Source organism: Hydrotalea flava (assembly GCF_001623405.1).
Classification (GTDB): domain Bacteria; phylum Bacteroidota; class Bacteroidia; order Chitinophagales; family Chitinophagaceae; genus Hydrotalea; species Hydrotalea flava.
This window is the reverse complement of sequence record NZ_LUHG01000072.1, coordinates 20,200-37,680: the sequence shown is the minus strand read 5'-3', so window position 1 is coordinate 37,680 and position 17,481 is coordinate 20,200. Positions and strand designations below refer to the sequence as shown.

Sequence of the window (17,481 nt, the reverse complement as noted above, 5' to 3'; positions counted from 1 at the left end):
GTATTTATGAATCAATAAATTATATCCCCGTTAATGGCTATCATTGATATACACTTGCCTAAATCTGTTGCAAAAGCTTTACACCTTCCCAGCAATAGTCCGGAGCGCCAACAAATTCGCGTTTTAAAAAAATTATTGCGAAGGGCTCGTTTTACCGAGTTTGGCCAGTTTTACCGGTTCGATGAAATATTGCTTTGTAAAAACCCTGCCAAAAAATTCCGACAGCAGGTACCCACCTTTAATTATAGCAGCATTTATCGTGATTGGTGGCACAAAACATTAGATGGCATACCCGATGTTTGCTGGCCGGGAAAAATTAAATATTATGCGCTGTCTTCCGGCACCTCAGAAGCAGCCAGTAAATATATTCCCATTACCAACGATTTGTTGGCCGGTAATAAAATGGTGATGGTAAAACAATTACTAACCCTGCGTAATTACGAAAACATTCCTTTTAGTTCTATTGGAAAAGGCTGGTTAACCTTAGGTGGCAGTACCGATCTGCAAAAAAACCTGGGTTATTATGCCGGCGATTTAAGTGGAATTACCACAAAAAAATTACCCCTATGGTTTCAACCTTTTTATAAACCGGGTAAAAAAATTGCTAAAGAACGCGACTGGAATAAAAAATTAGAAGAAATAGTAGAAAAAGCCCCGGAATGGGATATTGGTTTTATTGTAGGCGTACCTGCATGGATACAAATGTGCATGGAGATGATTATTAAAAAATATCAACTCAACAACATTCACGAAATGTGGCCCAATCTTGCATTTTTTGTACATGGCGGTGTAAGTTTTGAACCTTACAAAAAAGGCTTCGAAAAATTGTTGGGCAAACCCATTACTTACATTGAAACCTATTTGGCCAGTGAGGGATTTATTGCCTATCAGGATCGGCAATATGCTAAAGGCATGCGTTTGGTTACCAATGAACATATTTTTCTGGAGTTTGTGCCTTTTAACGAACAAAATTTTGATAGCAATGGCGACATGATTCAAAACCCGGAAACCCTCATGATTTATGAAGTAGAGGAAGGGAAAGAATATGCGCTGCTCATTAGCACCAGTGCCGGCACATGGCGTTACCTGATTGGTGATACCGTGAAATTTGTTGATAAAAAACGCTGCGAAATTATTATTACCGGCCGCACCAAACATTTTTTAAGCTTAGTTGGCGAACACCTGAGTGTAGATAATATGAATAAAGCCATTCAACTGGCAGGCGAACAATTAAATATTTGCATTCCTGAATTTACCGTAGCCGGCATTCCTTACCAAAGTTTTTTTGCGCATCATTGGTACATAGCGTGTAACGAACCTGTAGATGCAAATGAACTGAAACGCTGTATAGATCAGAACCTGAAAACATTAAACGATGATTATGCTGTTGAGCGAAGAAGTGCTTTAAAAGAAGTTTTTGTGGATGTGTTGAGTGAACAACAGTTTCTTGATTTTATGCAACAAAAAGGCAAAATGGGCGGACAACACAAATTTCCAAGGGTTTTAAAGGGCAATATGTTAAAAGAATGGCAGGAATATCTGCAACAGCAAATGGCCCACAGTAAATAAGAATTATCTTAGTAGCCAGTTTTATGATATGATTGCACCGTTTTTAAAAGGACTGGTTTTGGGAATTATGCTGGCTATATCGGTTGGCCCGGTTATTTTTTCCATCATTAAACAAAGCATTAACAATGGTCATAAAGGCGGTTTTACTTTCGTTGCCGGCGTAAGTGCCAGCGATATTACCCTTGTGCTGATTAGCCAGTTGTTTACAGAATTGTTTCGGTACCTGCTCGATTTTAAAAAAGAAATTGGCATTGGTGGCAGCATGCTTTTAATTGCCATTGGCATTTTCGTTCTTTTCTTCAAAAAAGTAAAAATAAATGAAGATGGCAGCCAGATGATTGCCATGAGTAAACGCGACTATGTTAAAACTTTTTTCTCAGGATATTTTATGAATACCCTGAATCCCGGTGTAATTGGTTTTTGGTTAGTTATTGCTACTTCGGTGGTTGACCTTTCCCGCAGTTACCGTGTTATTATGTTTAGCACTTGTTTGTTATTTGTATTGAGTACCGATATTGCCAAAGTATTACTGGCCGGCAAATTGCGGCAAAAATTAACCCCACACAACATTCACCTCATTAATAAAATATCTGGTTTAATTTTAATAGGCTTTGGCCTGGCATTAATTTGGGGCACTTTAGAATTCAGCAACCGGTTTTAACCAAAATTTAGTTGCTTAATGAAAATTTGCAGCTTAATTTACCCGCAATGAAATATTTTTTACTCCTCTTATTCATTTTCCTCCACTCCATAAAAACGTATAGCCAAAACGATTTTGTTTTGTTGAAAAAGAAAGGATATACCATCGATCGGTTTTACAATGGTAAAGCCATTACCGTTTATACAAAAGATCATAATACCTACTCCGGTTTTGTGTTTTTTTGCCGGGATGATAGTATCATTATCCACCTCGGTTACATGGGTTTAAAACCTACTATATTTGGCAGTACAATTGATAGTATTTTTATGGGGTTTGTTACCATTGCAGTGAAAGACATTGCTATTATTCCTGCCAAAAGAATGACGGGTGCCGATATTGGCAACCTTATTTTTAAAGCCGGTTTTATTATTGGCGGAATTGCCATAGTAAATCAGTTTAACATTCCTGTTCCTGCCATTTATCTGGCGCAGTTCGGCTCGGCATTAGCTATCAATTTTGCCACACAATACATCAAACCCTTTAAAAACAAACATCCCCCGGGTTACAAAATCGGAAAAAAATTTACGCTGGAATATATTCATCTGCCACCGGCAAAATAGTATCTTGCCGGCATGGCGGCAAACAAGTTGATATCCAAATGTTGGAAATGGACCACAAGGGTAGTATTGTTTTTATTTCTTTCTTCCCTGCTGTATGTAATTGCGTGCAAATGGATCATGCCCCCCATTACCCTTACGCAGTTGGGCAATGTGTTTAGTTATGGATTGAAAAGAGATTATATTTCCTGGAACAATATTTCTTACAATGTAAAGCTGGCGGCAATTGCCAGCGAAGATCAGTCGTTTGCCGACCACAATGGTTTTGACTGGGATGCCATTCAAAAAAGCCTGCACCCAAAAAAGAAAAAGAAAACCCGCATACCGCTCGGTGGTGCTGCCAGTACTATTTCGCAACAAACGGCAAAAAACGTTTTTTTATGGCAGGGCAGTGGCTTTTTTAAATACCTGCGCAAAGGGTTAGAGTTTTATTTTACTTTTTTAATTGAAAAAATTTGGGGTAAACAACGCATTTTAGCTGTGTATTTAAATACCATTGAAATGGGCCCCGGTATTTTTGGTATTGAAGCCGCCGCACAGCAATATTTTCATAAACCTGCCAAAAATTTAACCCGAATTGAAGCCGCCATGATTATTGCCTGTCTGCCCAATCCAAAAAAATTTACGGTAGTGCCCATGGGTGGCAGGGTTGCCTGGCGTTATCCGCAAATTTTACAACAAATGAGGAACATTGAAGATGATGAGGATATTCAAAAAATTATACGCTAACGGCATTCCCATTCTGTTTATACATACCACAAATTCATAATATTGATCTCACTGCCTGAATGGCTTTTTCGGTGCGCTCTGCATAACTACCCGAAATAATTTCCCAAGGGGTTTGTTGATGCATTAAAATATCTTTATAAATAGCAAATAATTCTATCCTCGGTCCCTCATCGGGATATTCCCTCAAATCATCTTTCACCCAGGGCACATCTACATCGCACAATAAGTACAAATCGTAGCTGCGTTCCGCTATGGCTTCTAAAATAAACGGGCTGCATTGCCCAAATACATATTCGCTCCACACTTTCATAACATACATATCGGTATCTATCAATAGGCAAGATGCTTTCGATAACTGTGTTTGAAGTTTCAAGGTAATTTCATCTTCCAGTGCTAATTGTCCGGCTGCAATTTTTTCCAAATCATCAAAAGTATAATCCTTCCCATGTGCTTCTAAATATTCCCTGGCAAATTCGGGCACCCATAGTGTATTAAAATGAGCTGCCAAATTTTGACATAGCGTGGTTTTTCCGGTACTTTCCGGCCCAATTACTACTATTTTTTTAATGTTTTGCTGCTCCAAGCCGGTTTGCTTTTCATTAATTTTTTATAAATACTACAATCTTCATCGTGAGCACCGGGTAAATAGCCGGTACTCATTAAAAACTCATGCACAATTTCACCGCCGGTAAACCGAAACGTTTTTTTAAACAACAACACCCATTCTTGTTTTGTTTTAGGATGATGATGGTCTAACCATTGTTTAAAAGAACCAAACTGTTGTTGTAACCCAACAATCACTTGTGCATTATAAATGGCCGCATCAATTTTTAGTCGATTTCTAATAATGCCTACATCCTGCAACAATCGCTCCCTATCTTTTTGCCCATAGGCTGCTACTTTTGCAATAGTAAACTGATGATATGCCGCCCGAAAGGCAGCTTCTTTTTTCAATATAGTAGTCCAGCTTAACCCCGCCTGATTAATTTCTAAAACCAGACGGCAAAATAATTCATCATCACTATCAATCGGAAATCCATACAAATGATCATGATAGTATTTGTGCAAAGCATAACCATTGGCATTTTCATCGCCGGAATGAATAAAAGAGCAATAAGGCAACATATTATTATAAACGGGTTTGTTTTGCTTTGGCTATCCAACTCGTTAAACCCATGATGGCCAAAATTAATAAAACAAGGTATTGAAAACTGGTAAACACCAATCCTTTATAAAAATTCAAGGGAATGGAGGCAACATTGGTAATAATCCACCACCACCAGTTTTCTACTTTCTTTTTATTCATTAAATACATACCTGTAAAAGCTGCAGCAGCGGTAAAGGCATCGGCTTGCGGTACTGTACTATCAGTAAAACGATGCAATACTAAAAACAATACTACCCAGCAAACCGCAAAGAATGCCACACTAATCCATTGTTCTTTTTTTGAATTATAAGAAATGTGCAAAACGGTTTGGTGATTCTTTTTTTTAGACCACATTATCCAACCAATAATGCTCATCACCGTGTAATAAAAATTAACGGAGGCATCGGCGTACAAACCATGTACCAGATACAAGTAAATGTAAATAATGGTACTTACCATCCCAACCGGATATACCAATATATTTTCCCTTCGGGAGAAAAACACACTGGCAATACCGCAAATAGTGCCCGTAAATTCTAAGAAAGAAGTTTGTTGAATACCTGTTATCAGTTGGTGCCAGATTTCTGTTACATTCACGAAATAGGGAATTATTGATGGCATCAAAGATAAAGGCTTCTACATTTTGTATCTTGCCTGTTCAACAAATAATACCATTATGATTAGAAATGCAACTGCCGTATGGACCGGCTCAGGTAAAGAAGGCAAAGGCCATCTTACCACACAAAGCACTACACTGCAGCAAACCCAATATTCTTATAATTCACGTTTTGCAGAAGGTGTAGGCACTAACCCCGAGGAGTTAATAGCAGCCGCACATGCCGGATGTTTTACCATGAAATTAAGTTTTGTGTTAGGTGCAGCAGGTTTTACGCCTGAACATTTAGAAACCAAATGCGAAATTACTTTGGGTGATGCCGGTATTACCCATTCGCATTTAATTGTTAAGGCAAAAGTTCCGGGCATTTCTAAAGAACAATTCGATGCAGCAGTAAAAGATGCAGAAGCCAATTGCCCCGTTTCTAAAGTATTGAATGCTGCCATCAGTTCTGATGCAACCCTACTGTAATAGTGCATAAACTGCAAAACTGGCCAGCCAATGCTCGCCCCCATAACTGCCGGATGTAATATGTGGTAAACTTGCATTCAAGTGAGCAATGGCAGCCCGTTGCAGCATTTTTTTTCTCGGATCTACAGCCGGCAGCTCTTTAGCTATTCCCTGCATACACCAACTTCGGCTCAACGAGAGGCCATCTAAATGCACAATGGTTAAGTCAGTTCTATCTGATACCACCGGTAAAATGGTTAAATGTTGTAAAGCATTTTTGCTAAAAAATCGGTTAAACCATTGCAAAAATTGCGGTTTGTTTAAAACCCGGCGCATTAAATCAGCCTCTTCTAATGAAGGCGATAAAAAATCGGTTCCATCCGGCTCCCAGATGGCCGGAGCATTGGCATCATTTAAAAACAATTGTTTGGCCGATTGTATTAATGCATTTTCAAAAGCAAGGTTATGGGTGGCCCTGGCATAATCTAAAGCCAGCGTCATCCCAAATGCGGTATTGGGATGTACGCCTGTTCGGTTGGCATAGGTTTGTTTGGGTAAAAACTGCATCCATAAATGCACTACCGTATCGCAAAGGGGTTGTAGAGTAGTTCGCCACTTTACCGCATCTGCATCCTGCCATTGCAACAATTCTTTTTGTAATTGTAACAACCAGGCCCATCCATAAGTGCGCTCAAAACTTTTGGAAAGTGGCACATTAAAATAGGCTGCTTCTTTTGCAATATGTTCCGGTGTAATATTTTCATTAACTGTTTTTCGTATCAAAGCAGCTTCCGGCAGTTCTGGAAATTGATTGAGTAATGCAACCAGCATCCAATGGCCATGTACCGTGCTGTGCCAGTCGAAACAACCGTAAAAAGCAGGGTGCAATTGTTTGGGGGTTTGCAATTGATCGCTATCACTGATGGCTACATGATTGATTTTGTTGGGATACTCCTGTTGTATGCAACGTAAGGGTAAGGCAGCCAAATGTGCAGCACCTGCGCCGGTTAATATAAACCGACTACTATCGGCATTTAAATAAAACAATGGTTTTTCAGACTGTGCCTGCAACGAATAGGAAGCCAAAACCCAAAGAACTGGTATCAAACGTTTCATTTTTTTCTGTTCAATTTACCATCTATTTGATATTTACCACAACAATTTTTTAAAAGCTTACATTGCCTTCGGTATTTATGCTTTATCCTGCTTTCTACATTTAGTTTGCCTATTTTTATGCAGCTTAAAAAACAAACCATTGAAAGCACCGCTTACATTTTTACAAAAACTGGCTTATACACTCATAAGCATTTGCTTGATTATTTTGCTTTTATACGAAGCGCAATCTTTCTTTATTCCGGTAGCTTTTGCTGCCTTGTTTACCTTGTTGCTGATTACACCTGCAAATGCCTTGGAAAAACTGGGTATTTCCCGGGGAATCAGTGCCTTGATCTCGGTTTTAATAGCCATTGTATTGGTAGTTGTGGTTTTCTATTTTATTTCTTCACAAATCATCGGCTTTAAGAGTGATTTGCCCAAAGTAGGGCAACAACTCTATATTGCCGTTGCTGATATGGAAAACTGGGCACAACAACGGTTTCACATCAGCGATCAGCATTTTAAAAAATTTATTGACTCTGTTACTACACAATCCATGACTAATACTTCGGCCATTGTGGGTAGTACTTTTTCTACCCTTTCTAATGTGGTGGTGTATCTGGTACTGATACCCATTTATGCATTTTTACTGTTATTGTACCGGCATATTGTGGTAGGTTTTTTTGTAAAAAGCTTCGGCAATGCCCATGCGTTAACCGTTTTATCCGTTTTACACCAAATCAGACTGATTATTAAAGATTATATTTTTGGATTGTGTATTGAATTGTTGATTGTGGCCATACTCAACTATATTGGCTTGTTAATTATTGGCGTACAATATGCCATTTTACTGGCAGTGGTAGCGGCCATTTTAAACCTCATTCCTTATCTTGGCATCTATACAGCCACGTTATTGAGTATGTTAATTACCTATACCAATAACACCACCACTGCAGTATTGGGGGTAGCCATTGTGATGATTGTAGTGCATTTAATAGACAGCAATATTTTATTGCCGAAAGTGGTAGGTTCAAAAGTTAAAATCAATGCACTGGCTACTATTTTAGGTGTTGTTGTTGGCAGCCTGCTTTGGGGCATACCCGGTATGTTTTTGGCCTTACCCATATTGGCTATTTTAAAAATTATTTTTGATTCGGTAGAACCGCTGCAGTCCTGGGGTTATTTATTGGGTGATGATAGCGGTAATTCAGAACATGTTTATAAAAAAATAAAAAATACTTTAATGCATTTATTCAAAAAAAATACCGGCTCAAAGAACAGCAAAAATCATAATGCATAAATTTTATTGTGTTGGGTTTTTAAACGAATGTCTGCTGACTTGGTCTTATGGTTTCATGATGAGTAACCATTCCATATGCAACAACTTAAAATATTTACTTTTTTCTTTTTTATTTCGTTTTTATGCCTCTCCAGAATGTTTGCGCAAAGTAGTTCAGATAGTACAAGTACGCACTCATACTGGGAGGCATCAGTAGATTATTTAAGTAATGCTGTGTATAATGGCAGGAAAGACTCTGCTGTGTTGCCTTATATTACCCCTATGATTGGTTATTACCACAAAAGCGGGCTTTATTTTAGTGCCAGTGTTGCTTATGCAGCAGCAGTTAATGAAAACAGAATTGATTATTTTTCGTTGGATGTGGGATATGATTTCTCCATCCAAAATTTCAGTGGCGATGTAAGGGCCAATAAAACCTTTTACAATGCACAAAGTACCGCAATTAAAAGTGATATAAAGGGTGGAATAGGAGCCAATATAAGCTATGATTTTAATTTTTTGCAAGCAGGTATAAGTGCAGATGTGATTTTTGATAACAAAACAGATATTGCTTTTAATACCAATATTGCCCATGCTTTTAGCTGGGGACCTGCCAAGCAACAATGGAGTATTACGCCAACATTGGCCGCTAATTTTAGCAGCTTATACTTTTATGAAGGCTATACCAACAGAAGAGTTGGAAAGGCCATTAAAAAAATAAACCCCAATGTGGTTTCAATAAAAGCATCTACAATTGTGCCCAACCCAGGCATTACTTTGTTAGATTATGAAGCCTCATTACCCCTTACTTTTGATGCAAAAAAATGGGGTATTGCATTTACGCCTACTTATGCTATACCTATGAATAAAATTGAAACTACTACTACCGCAACATATACTTTAAAAAACAGAGCCACTTATACCACCACCAACAATACTACACCGGCTTCCGAAAAAAACTTATCGAACAGTTTTTATGCAGTGTTGACAGTATATATAAAGTTCTAAACATAAAAAACCCTTCTCTGTTTTTTCAGAGAAGGGAAAACTATAAAAAATGAAAAACTATTCTGCTTCTGCAACTACTTCTTTCACTTCGGGAATCATGCGCTTCATCATGCCTTCAATACCTGCTTTTAAAGTAATCATGGAAGATGGACAACCACTGCAACTTCCCTGTAACATTAAATTCACAATTCCTTCTTTATAACTGCGAAATTGAATAGCGCCGCCATCCATTTCTACCGCAGGCTTTACATAATTCTCCAATAATTCTTTAATGCGTTTTACCACATCGTCATCATCTGCAGCAACAGTATTACCAGATTCCTGTTTTAATTGGGCAACTTCTTCTTCATTAATTACCGGCCCGCCATTTTCTAAATAATCTTTCAGAAATTGTTTGATGGTAGGAATCACATCCTGCCAGTCGCCGGTATCCGGTGTTTTGGTTAAGGTTACAAAATTGCTGGCAATAAATACACTTTTAATGAACGGAAAACTAAACAATTCTTTTGCCAATGGAGAAGGCCCTGCACTGCGTTCATCCTGAAAGTCAATACTTTTTCCGGGATACAGTAGCTTATTGGCCACAAACTTCATTGTTTCCGGATTGGGCGTCATTTCTGTATAAATACTTACAATGGTGTTGCCTGTTTTTATCATAACGAATGATTTATTGCTTCAACCCCAAAATTAATCAAATAGCAGCGAAAGGGGCACCCGAATGCCTGTTACCTGCTGTTTTTTTCGGGAATCGAAAGCAATACCGGTGCCATTTGTTTCAAAAAATAGCGGTAACCGCAAGTTTACTAAGGTTAATTTGCGCTGTTGTAAGGCAGGTTGCCAACAACAAATAAAGTCCGGCAAAGCAGGAGGGGATCCTAATTAACCCAAGTTTCCTAAAATAGAAGCATTTGAAACAGAATAATTTTGAGTTGCGAAAACAAAATTTCTATTCAAATGCTTCAGGACAAAGTTATTGGTATTTACTGTTTAGTGGATGATATACTCAAAGGTATCCATCATGTCGAACACAAGGAGGGTAAAGTAAGTGACAGTGAGATTATCAGCACGGCTTTAGGATCCGCTCCTGACTTGTCCAAATTAGGTCAGCAGGTTTAATTTTTGTAAAATTTCGATAGTTGCCCTGTTCAGTTTTGCTCTAATCTTAATTTCTTTACCTGTAATTTTATTTTTTAATCTGGCGTCCGTTATTTTTTTGCATTCGTGAATAAGTTTTCTGATTGAGGTTTTCGTTTGAAGCTCAATGTGCTTTGATACAACTAGTGCCATAAAGCAAATCAACACATGTAGTTTTATTGGTTCTTCTTTATAGTGGAATATTGGTCGTGTTTGTAAATCGCTTTTCGATATTCTGAAGGCTTGTTCTATTTTGTAGAGTTCGTGATATTGCTCTATGATTGTTTGATTGTCTACTATGCTTTCTTCCAGATTGGTATAATAACCTTTAATACCAAGTAGCGTTTGGGTTCTGTCTATTAGCTTTTGATTGAGTTCAATATTTTGCCCACTTGATTTTGTAAACTTTAGTTTTTTGTTTTTAGAGGGATTGTCGATACTATGTTTTGCTTTTTCAATTTGCTTTTCCATTTCATACTTATCCTTGCGGTATCGAATCGAAGAGTAGCTGCAAATCAGGTATCCATTATCTGTTTTTATTCTAATACTTTTACCATCTTCACGAGTGATGCATTTGTCAATTTGTTTCATCAGTTCATTTGACAAATTGCCCAATCTCGCACCTACAATGTAATTGATTTCATTTTCCGTGCTAATCATTGCTGCATCGGTAACTACCGTAAATGCTTTTACGTTGTTTTTTCTGATAAAATTTTTCACCACCGGAATAATCGTATGACCCTCGAAAGTGTTGCCTGCAAACACTTCATAAGCTATCGGAAAGCCTTCTTTTGTAACCATCAGTGCAACTAAAATCTGTGGTTGCTGGAATTTGTTGTCTTTAGAAAATCCATTTTTACGCAACTCATCTTCGTCAAAGGTTTCAAAGTATAAAGTCGTTACATCATAAAACAATAAATCAAAATTGAAAGCATAATGTTTTCGGGCAAAACCAAGGGCAATATTTTCTGCTTTTGTTTTTAATGTAAGCCATTGTGGTGCTGACTCGTAATAACTTTGCCTACGATGTTTTATGCCAAAGTATTCGTCTAACATTTCGATAGAACGTAGCTTGGATGCCGGTTCTATCATTCGCAGAATAACCAGGTCCAAAAGCAGGTTCTTCTTTACTTTGTCAAACCCTATTGTAATAATGAGTTTTGAAATCAACTCATACAAAAGCTATAGTGAACACCTATACATTCGGTTTGATTCAGGTATAATATGCTAGTCGATTGGTTGGCTTCAAACAAAGTCAATTGTTGTGACATTTTTTCAATAAAATCTTTGGCAATAAACAGCAAATCGGATTGCTCCTGCTCGTTATGTGCAGTTCCAATATGCCTTACAATTATTCTTTTCCTGTTTTCTATCTTATAAACTTGAATCGAAACTGAGTTTGCAGCGTACTTTATTTGCCTGATTTTGTACATCTTGACCCATTAGGTCAGCAAATTATCAAAAAAATTAAAATAAATATCACATTTTCAGTAACTTATAAATTAGCAAAAATATGGGCAGACAAGTCAGGAAAAAATTGGAAAGCTGGGCAACCAATGGAAAGATACCCTGCTGCTAGAAAGAAGAAGTAGTAAGGTGGGAATAGATTAAATGCATACACTAGCCCAAAAAACGGTGCAACATTTTCACATTGCACCGTTTTCGTTTTCAACAGCCACTATACTTCTTTAGGGAAATCGGCTCCTTCGGTTACCGATGCCCAAGTATCAAAATCATGTTGTAACTCAGCTAACTTGACTCTGGCTCCTCGCAACGCTGCAGCACCTAATAACAGCCGCAAAGGTGGGTGTTCGGTTTCTGTAATCTGTATCATGGCTTTGGCTGCACGTACCGGATCGCCGGGCTGGCTGCCACTATAACCCCTGATATCGCCCATATTCTTCCAGGCAGTGGTTGCATAATCTTCTATTTGAATAGATGTGTTTTTGGCTGACCGCCCTGCCCAATCGGTTCTAAAACCACTCGGCGCAATAATGGTAACATGTATGCCCAATGGCGCCACTTCTTTATACAATGCTTCACTTAAACCATCTACGGCATATTTGGTAGCATTATAAAAACCAACACCAGGAAAAGAACGTAAACCGCCAATAGAGGCAATATTTAAAATATGCCCACTACGGCGTTTCCGCATATACGGCAATACAGCCTGCATTACCTTCGCCAATCCAAATACGTTAATTTCAAACATCTTTCTTACTTCAGCTTCCTCGCTTTCTTCTACCGCAGCAAAATAACCAATGCCGGCATTGTTCACCAATACATCTATTTGTCCGAATTGATGGATGGCTGTTGTAACTGCACGCATAATCTCTTCCTGTTTCGTTACATCCAATGGCAATGCAATGGCCGTTTCCGGATACTTACTTACCAAATCTTCAATATCGGCTGTTTTACGTGCAGTAATCACTGCCCGGTAACCTTTTGCCAGTACTTCCTGTGCCAATGAGCGACCAAAGCCGGTAGAACAACCGGTAATCAACCAAACTTTTTCCATTATTTTTTCATTGTATGTGTGAATAAATTGTTGTTGTATGTAGTGATGCATTTATAAACAAACCCCATCGGTAGTACAAAATCCGCCGGTGGTTTCATTTGTTGCAACAGGCTGCTCTTCTTCCTGAACTTTTTTAAATACTTCCAGAAAAGTGGCCGGTTCCTGCGCACCAGATACGGCATACTTTTGATTGAACACAAAAAAGGGCACACCCTGCACACCGATTTGCTGTGCTGCATACTGATCGGCCCTAACAGCATCTACCAGTGCATCTGATTGTAACATGGCCAGTACGGTTGCTTTTGTTATCCCTGCTTTTTCACCAATATCGGCCAGAACAATTGCATTGCCTATATCCTTTCCCTCCGTAAAATAAGCAGCCAGCAATAATTCTTTTACCTTGCTCTGCACACCATACTCCTTTGCTAAATGCAACAGGCGATGCGCATTGAATGTATTATTTACAATCGCTTTATCGAATTGAAAATCCAATCCAACGGCTTTGGCCAGGTTTTGCATATAATTATTCATCTCCTTGCCTTTTTCTAACGGCACACCCTTTCTGTTAGCCAAATATTCATGAACCGAAGTACCTGCTGTAGGTTTAAAATCGGCATCTAACTGAAAACTGCGCCAGATGATTTCAACTGTATCTTTCCTATCAAATGATGCGAATGCTTTTTCAAATTTTCGTTTGCCGATATAACAAAACGGGCAAACCACATCACTCCAAATTTCTACTTGCATGGCTTTCTGTTTTAGCTTTATGGGTTGGTTGACCAGATGGAAGCATCTTTTACAAACACCCTTCTGTTTAATTTTAATTGTGCAATAACCAATTCAGCAAAATCTTCCGGATGCATCAGTTTTTCTTCATTGTTATTAATGAGGTTGGATTTTATAGCCAGTTCTGTAACCACCGTACTGGGTGCCATTGCCGTAACGCGAATATTGTGTTTGCGAACTTCCTGCATCAACGATTCGGTTAACCCCATTACCCCAAATTTAGAAGCGCTATAGGCACTGGTAAGCGCCGATCCTTTTAAACCGGCGGTGGAAGATACATTTACAATATCGCCTGTTTGGCGTTCTATCATTTCAGGCAAAACGGCACGGGTTACATAATATACCCCAAATAAATTTACTTTTATTTGTTGCTCCCATTCCTCAGGTACCAGTTCTAAAAACTTGCTGAATTTTCCGGTACCTGCATTGTTAATTAAAATATCAATAGGCCCTAATGCCGTATGTATTTGCGCTACAGCATTTTCCACCGCAACGCGGTTACTTACATCGGCAGTGGCGATAGCGGTATTTACACCCAATGCTTTTAATTCATCGGCTACTTGTTGTATGTCTTTTTCTGTTCTGGCCATCAGGCCAACATGCACACCCTCTTGTGCCAAGGCTAACGCTAGTGCCTTGCCGATGCCTTTACCTGCACCGGTTATCAGTGCTGTTTTCCCTTTTAAAGATTCCATAGTCTAAATAAATTTAAATGATGATAATACTTATAAACCAATATTATGATAATAATTCAGATGTTTGCAAAAACGGATAATCGGTATATCCTTTTGCGCCGGGTGTATAAAAAGTGCTTTGATCGGGTGCATTCAAAGGTGCATCTTGTTGAAACCTTTCTACCAAATCAGGATTAGCCAGGAAAGGTACACCAAATGATACTAAATCGGCATCGCCTGCATCCAATACCGCATTCGCACTTGCCTTATTAAATCCTTTATTAATCATCAATGTGCCTTGATACAAAGGTCTGAAATGTTTGGCTACCTGTGTTACGGCATAAGGCAAATGATCAACCGGCACAAACGGCTCGGTTAAATGCAGATAAGCCAGTTCATAATTGTTTAATTTTTTTACAATGTATTCAAAAGTGGGGATGGTATTTTCATCCATGGTAATTCCAAACAATCCGTTTAAGGAAGGGCTTAGTCTGATACCTACACGTTGTATATCAATTACCTCTTTCATAGCTTCCAGTATATCAAACAAAATACGGGCATGGTTTTCAATGCTGCCGCCATAAGCATCGGTACGATGGTTAGCAGTGCCATTAAAAAACTGGTGCAACAAATAACCATTGGCACCATGAATTTCCACTCCATCAAAACCTGCTGCTACTGCATTAGCAGCGGCTTGTTTAAAATCCTGAATGGTTTGCTGAATGTCTGCCAAAGTCATTTCTTTTGGAACAACAGTATCTACAAATCCGTTAACGGTATATGATTTCTCATTGGGATTAATGGCAGAAGGTGCATGTGGCAACTCGCCATTATGAAAATCCGGGTGCGATATACGGCCCACATGCCAAAGCTGCACAAATATTTTTCCGCCTTTTTCGTGTACTGCTTTGGTTACCAGTTTCCAACCCTCCACCTGCGCTGCACTATACATACCGGGTACATTGATATAACCCACACCCTTTTTATTAACGGGTGCCCCTTCAGTAATCAGTAAACCGGCGCTTGCCCTTTGTGCATAATACTCGGCAATTAATGCGGTGGGTGCATTTTCGGCATTATCGGCTCTGCTCCGCGTCATTGGTGCCATTACCATTCTGTTGTTTAAAGTAAGTCCTGCTAAATTGTACGGTGTAAATAAAATGTCTTGTTTCATTGTTAAATGGTTTACTTTTTGTTTGTTGAATGATTGATATTGTGTTATATAAAAATGTATGGGTATTAACTGCTATGCTTCATCTGCTGCAGATTGTACCACAACATGCAGTCCGGTTAATGCCATTAAATGGCTTGCCAATTGTATAGCTGCCTCATCTTGCCCATCAATGATGGCTGTTGCTGCAACAATACTTACTGATACTACTTTTGAATGTGGCAGCAACGATTGTATGGGCGCATTTTGTCCCTCGCCGTTTTTTATTTGCAGCACGGTTTTACAGGTAGATACTTCGGCAATTTTTTGGGCAACATATTCCTGTTCGGCCAAAGGCACGGTAATAATTATTACATCGGCCTCCCAAGATGCCTCCTTACTACAGGTAAGTATTTCTGCAGTATGCAACTGTTGATTGATTTCCTGAATTTCATGGAATAATGTTGCTGTTTGCAGTTGGTCATTATCCATTAATAATAACCTGTATTGTTTGCAAATTGATTTTGCAATCATTGTACCCGCTTTGCTATTTGCACCAATAACGGCTACGGTATTGTTATAGCCCTTCGTTTTCATGCTGCAAAGCTACAGCATTGTTTTATGGAGGCACTTGCGCCAGAACAAGAAAAACACTTGATGTAGATCAAGCCGTTTATTTAGATTTCATTAATTTTTTACGGATACGGCTCAGCGTTTCGGGTGTAATACCCAGATAAGATGCGATCAGGTTTTGTGGAATGCGTTGCAGCAACTGCGGGTTCGTGGCTGCCAGCCTGGTATATTTTTCTTCGGCAGAATAGCTGATGGTATTGACCAATCTTTTTTCTTTAGAGATAATGTTGTTTTGAAAAAGTATGCGGAAATAGCGTTCCATTACCGGTACTTGCAATAACAATGCTTCAAAATTATCGAGCGTAATCATCAATAATTCAGCATCTTCAATGGCATCAATATTGTATTCAGAAACATCTCCCGATAAAAAGCTGTATGTATCTGCCATCCACCAGCCTTCCCATGCAAATTGTATCATGTGTTCCGTACCTTTTTCATCTACATGGTACATCCGCAATAATCCCTTCTCTACAAACAACAGGTATTTACATACATCCCCTTCCTGTAATACATACTGCCGTTTACGCAGTTTTTTAGGAATGAAAAAAGATTTTAATACCGCAACATCAGTTGCCGAAAGAGTTACTTTTTCCTGAATATGCGCCAATAGAACATCAAACATCCTTGCAAAAGTAAAGGGAAATGTATGGATAGAAATGAAGTAAGCGTTTGGTTGAAAAAGGGTGCAACTTTAAAATAAAAGTCAAACCCTAATTATTTTTTACTTACACACTTTATAGGATAGTGTCCTTTAAAATAAAAGTCAAACCCTAATTATTTTTTACTTACACAGTTTATGAGATAGTCCTGCTTTTCAAGTAAAAGCAATCGTTTAAAATAGGAAACTTGAATTATTTATTCTTTTCATAATACTAATCTTTTAAAAGTTAAACTCTTGCTACCAAAGTTGATAAGCAAACCAACTTCTAATTTGTACGCCTTCAGGTAGTTGAGAGCCTGTGCCATGTGTACATCATCTAATTGAATAATGGCTTTCAACTCTACCAAGACTTTTCCTTCCACCACAAAATCTGCCCTGCGTGTACCAATAGGTTTTTCAAGGTCTTTGTAAAAAATATCCTGTTCTATTTCCCGAGCAAATTCCAAACCCGCTTTTTTCATTTCATAAGCCAGAGCACGTTGGTAAATCACTTCCTGAAAACCATTACCTAAAAACTTATGCACTTCAAACGAAGCCCCGATTATCTTTTCAGTAATGTCCTTGTATTTTAATTCTCCAATCATAATCCGTGAAATCCTTTAATCAGTTTAATCCGTGATTCAGACAATGAGGTTTGCAATGCTTTCTAATACTTCTTCTGCCTCTCTGTCCAATTCGCATTTCACTTAAAATGACTTGTGGCTGTCGTAAGGCTGCTTCTTCTTTTTTGTTTGGGTTTCTTACGCTCAAATCAAAAGTTCATTGGATTTTGTTT

General features: G+C 38.5%; 19 protein-coding genes and 2 pseudogenes. 8 read left to right on the top strand and 13 right to left on the bottom strand.

Annotation, left to right across the window (positions count from 1 at the left end; genetic code table 11):
• Positions 1-33: 33 nt before the first annotated feature.
• The 4 genes from A0F92_RS07910 to mtgA are packed head-to-tail and all read left to right on the top strand — an operon-like array spanning position 34 to position 3,555.
• Complete coding sequence (locus tag A0F92_RS07910) at positions 34-1,569, top strand: GH3 family domain-containing protein (RefSeq protein WP_068243936.1); 1,536 nt, start codon at positions 34-36, stop codon at positions 1,567-1,569.
• Between the two features lie 28 nt (positions 1,570-1,597).
• The gene (locus A0F92_RS07905; RefSeq protein WP_068243935.1) at positions 1,598-2,230 is read left to right on the top strand and encodes a LysE family translocator; all 633 of its coding nucleotides are present in this window, start codon (positions 1,598-1,600) and stop codon (positions 2,228-2,230) included.
• A gap of 47 nt (positions 2,231-2,277) precedes the next feature.
• Positions 2,278-2,829 (top strand): hypothetical protein, encoded by a 552-nt coding sequence (locus tag A0F92_RS07900; protein ID WP_068243930.1) that lies wholly within the window; start codon positions 2,278-2,280, stop codon positions 2,827-2,829.
• A gap of 12 nt (positions 2,830-2,841) precedes the next feature.
• Positions 2,842-3,555, top strand: coding sequence for a monofunctional biosynthetic peptidoglycan transglycosylase (mtgA, locus tag A0F92_RS07895; protein ID WP_068243928.1), 714 nt, complete (start codon positions 2,842-2,844; stop codon positions 3,553-3,555).
• A 34-nt stretch (positions 3,556-3,589) separates the two neighbouring features.
• Here the strand turns inward: mtgA and A0F92_RS07890 are convergent, their stop codons facing one another.
• From A0F92_RS07890 to pnuC, 3 genes are read right to left on the bottom strand one after another with little or no spacing between them, the layout of a single operon-like run.
• On the bottom strand, positions 3,590-4,138 hold the full coding sequence (locus A0F92_RS07890; protein ID WP_253810270.1) for an AAA family ATPase: 549 nt from the start codon (positions 4,136-4,138) through the stop codon (positions 3,590-3,592).
• Complete coding sequence (locus A0F92_RS07885) at positions 4,111-4,680, bottom strand: DNA-3-methyladenine glycosylase I (protein WP_167516924.1); 570 nt, start codon at positions 4,678-4,680, stop codon at positions 4,111-4,113. Before A0F92_RS07885 ends, A0F92_RS07890 begins: the two co-directional genes overlap by 28 nt.
• 4 nt (positions 4,681-4,684) lie before the next feature.
• The gene (gene pnuC / locus A0F92_RS07880) at positions 4,685-5,323 is read right to left on the bottom strand and encodes a nicotinamide riboside transporter PnuC (RefSeq protein WP_167516928.1); all 639 of its coding nucleotides are present in this window, start codon (positions 5,321-5,323) and stop codon (positions 4,685-4,687) included.
• Positions 5,324-5,378: 55 nt separating this feature from the next.
• On the opposite strand from pnuC, the gene A0F92_RS07875 reads away from it, so the two are divergent.
• Positions 5,379-5,789 (top strand): OsmC family peroxiredoxin, encoded by a 411-nt coding sequence (locus tag A0F92_RS07875; protein WP_068243922.1) that lies wholly within the window; start codon positions 5,379-5,381, stop codon positions 5,787-5,789.
• Here A0F92_RS07875 and A0F92_RS07870 read toward each other — a convergent pair.
• Positions 5,781-6,875, bottom strand: a complete 1,095-nt coding sequence (locus tag A0F92_RS07870; protein WP_253810267.1) for a DUF2891 domain-containing protein — start codon at positions 6,873-6,875, stop codon at positions 5,781-5,783. The genes A0F92_RS07875 and A0F92_RS07870 overlap by 9 nt on opposite strands.
• Before the next feature lie 148 nt (positions 6,876-7,023).
• Between A0F92_RS07870 and A0F92_RS07865 the strand changes: the two genes are divergently transcribed.
• On the top strand, positions 7,024-8,163 hold the full coding sequence (locus A0F92_RS07865; protein ID WP_068243919.1) for an AI-2E family transporter: 1,140 nt from the start codon (positions 7,024-7,026) through the stop codon (positions 8,161-8,163).
• Positions 8,164-8,238: 75 nt separating this feature from the next.
• The gene (locus A0F92_RS07860) at positions 8,239-9,150 is read left to right on the top strand and encodes a hypothetical protein (RefSeq protein WP_167516922.1); all 912 of its coding nucleotides are present in this window, start codon (positions 8,239-8,241) and stop codon (positions 9,148-9,150) included.
• Positions 9,151-9,207: 57 nt separating this feature from the next.
• Here the strand turns inward: A0F92_RS07860 and A0F92_RS07855 are convergent, their stop codons facing one another.
• Positions 9,208-9,807 carry a NifU family protein gene (locus A0F92_RS07855; protein ID WP_068243912.1) on the bottom strand — a complete coding sequence of 200 codons (600 nt, stop codon included), beginning with the start codon at positions 9,805-9,807 and terminating at the stop codon, positions 9,208-9,210.
• Positions 9,808-10,104: 297 nt separating this feature from the next.
• On the opposite strand from A0F92_RS07855, the pseudogene A0F92_RS16120 reads away from it, so the two are divergent.
• A pseudogene (locus A0F92_RS16120) lies at positions 10,105-10,233 on the top strand (IS982 family transposase); the annotation flags it as partial.
• 15 nt (positions 10,234-10,248) lie between these two features.
• Here A0F92_RS16120 and A0F92_RS07850 read toward each other — a convergent pair.
• The 8 genes and pseudogenes from A0F92_RS07850 to A0F92_RS07810 all read right to left on the bottom strand — a co-directional run bounded on the left by A0F92_RS07850 (position 10,249) and on the right by A0F92_RS07810 (position 17,290).
• A pseudogene (locus A0F92_RS07850) lies at positions 10,249-11,717 on the bottom strand (IS1634 family transposase).
• Positions 11,718-11,962: 245 nt separating this feature from the next.
• Positions 11,963-12,802: an oxidoreductase gene (locus A0F92_RS07840; protein WP_068244010.1), complete on the bottom strand. Its 840-nt coding sequence runs from the start codon at positions 12,800-12,802 to the stop codon at positions 11,963-11,965.
• Positions 12,803-12,853: 51 nt separating this feature from the next.
• Positions 12,854-13,549 (bottom strand): DsbA family oxidoreductase, encoded by a 696-nt coding sequence (locus A0F92_RS07835; RefSeq protein WP_068243909.1) that lies wholly within the window; start codon positions 13,547-13,549, stop codon positions 12,854-12,856.
• A 17-nt stretch (positions 13,550-13,566) separates the two neighbouring features.
• The gene (locus tag A0F92_RS07830) at positions 13,567-14,283 is read right to left on the bottom strand and encodes a 3-ketoacyl-ACP reductase (protein ID WP_068243905.1); all 717 of its coding nucleotides are present in this window, start codon (positions 14,281-14,283) and stop codon (positions 13,567-13,569) included.
• A gap of 43 nt (positions 14,284-14,326) precedes the next feature.
• Positions 14,327-15,436, bottom strand: coding sequence for an alkene reductase (locus A0F92_RS07825; RefSeq protein ID WP_068243902.1), 1,110 nt, complete (start codon positions 15,434-15,436; stop codon positions 14,327-14,329).
• A 72-nt stretch (positions 15,437-15,508) separates the two neighbouring features.
• The gene (locus tag A0F92_RS07820; protein WP_068243899.1) at positions 15,509-16,009 is read right to left on the bottom strand and encodes a 2-dehydropantoate 2-reductase N-terminal domain-containing protein; all 501 of its coding nucleotides are present in this window, start codon (positions 16,007-16,009) and stop codon (positions 15,509-15,511) included.
• 76 nt (positions 16,010-16,085) lie between these two features.
• The gene (locus A0F92_RS07815; protein WP_068243897.1) at positions 16,086-16,667 is read right to left on the bottom strand and encodes a Crp/Fnr family transcriptional regulator; all 582 of its coding nucleotides are present in this window, start codon (positions 16,665-16,667) and stop codon (positions 16,086-16,088) included.
• A gap of 242 nt (positions 16,668-16,909) precedes the next feature.
• Positions 16,910-17,290: a GxxExxY protein gene (locus tag A0F92_RS07810; protein WP_068243894.1), complete on the bottom strand. Its 381-nt coding sequence runs from the start codon at positions 17,288-17,290 to the stop codon at positions 16,910-16,912.
• Positions 17,291-17,481: the final 191 nt, after the last annotated feature.

What these genes read in the sequence shown, in the direction of transcription:
- pnuC (WP_167516928.1), bottom strand. Translation starts at nt 5,323, where the DNA reads ATGCCATCAATAATTCCCTATTTCGTGAATGTAACAGAAATCTGGCAC.
- A0F92_RS07820 (WP_068243899.1), bottom strand. Translation starts at nt 16,009, where the DNA reads ATGAAAACGAAGGGCTATAACAATACCGTAGCCGTTATTGGTGCAAAT.
- A0F92_RS07830 (WP_068243905.1), bottom strand. Translation starts at nt 14,283, where the DNA reads ATGGAATCTTTAAAAGGGAAAACAGCACTGATAACCGGTGCAGGTAAA.
- A0F92_RS07855 (WP_068243912.1), bottom strand. Translation starts at nt 9,807, where the DNA reads ATGATAAAAACAGGCAACACCATTGTAAGTATTTATACAGAAATGACG.
- A0F92_RS07860 (WP_167516922.1), top strand. Translation starts at nt 8,239, where the DNA reads ATGCAACAACTTAAAATATTTACTTTTTTCTTTTTTATTTCGTTTTTA.
- A0F92_RS07905 (WP_068243935.1), top strand. Translation starts at nt 1,598, where the DNA reads ATGATTGCACCGTTTTTAAAAGGACTGGTTTTGGGAATTATGCTGGCT.
- mtgA (WP_068243928.1), top strand. Translation starts at nt 2,842, where the DNA reads ATGGCGGCAAACAAGTTGATATCCAAATGTTGGAAATGGACCACAAGG.
- A0F92_RS07810 (WP_068243894.1), bottom strand. Translation starts at nt 17,290, where the DNA reads ATGATTGGAGAATTAAAATACAAGGACATTACTGAAAAGATAATCGGG.
- A0F92_RS07885 (WP_167516924.1), bottom strand. Translation starts at nt 4,680, where the DNA reads ATGTTGCCTTATTGCTCTTTTATTCATTCCGGCGATGAAAATGCCAAT.
- A0F92_RS07875 (WP_068243922.1), top strand. Translation starts at nt 5,379, where the DNA reads ATGATTAGAAATGCAACTGCCGTATGGACCGGCTCAGGTAAAGAAGGC.
- A0F92_RS07815 (WP_068243897.1), bottom strand. Translation starts at nt 16,667, where the DNA reads ATGTTTGATGTTCTATTGGCGCATATTCAGGAAAAAGTAACTCTTTCG.
- A0F92_RS07910 (WP_068243936.1), top strand. Translation starts at nt 34, where the DNA reads ATGGCTATCATTGATATACACTTGCCTAAATCTGTTGCAAAAGCTTTA.
- A0F92_RS07825 (WP_068243902.1), bottom strand. Translation starts at nt 15,436, where the DNA reads ATGAAACAAGACATTTTATTTACACCGTACAATTTAGCAGGACTTACT.
- A0F92_RS07900 (WP_068243930.1), top strand. Translation starts at nt 2,278, where the DNA reads ATGAAATATTTTTTACTCCTCTTATTCATTTTCCTCCACTCCATAAAA.
- A0F92_RS07840 (WP_068244010.1), bottom strand. Translation starts at nt 12,802, where the DNA reads ATGGAAAAAGTTTGGTTGATTACCGGTTGTTCTACCGGCTTTGGTCGC.
- A0F92_RS07835 (WP_068243909.1), bottom strand. Translation starts at nt 13,549, where the DNA reads ATGCAAGTAGAAATTTGGAGTGATGTGGTTTGCCCGTTTTGTTATATC.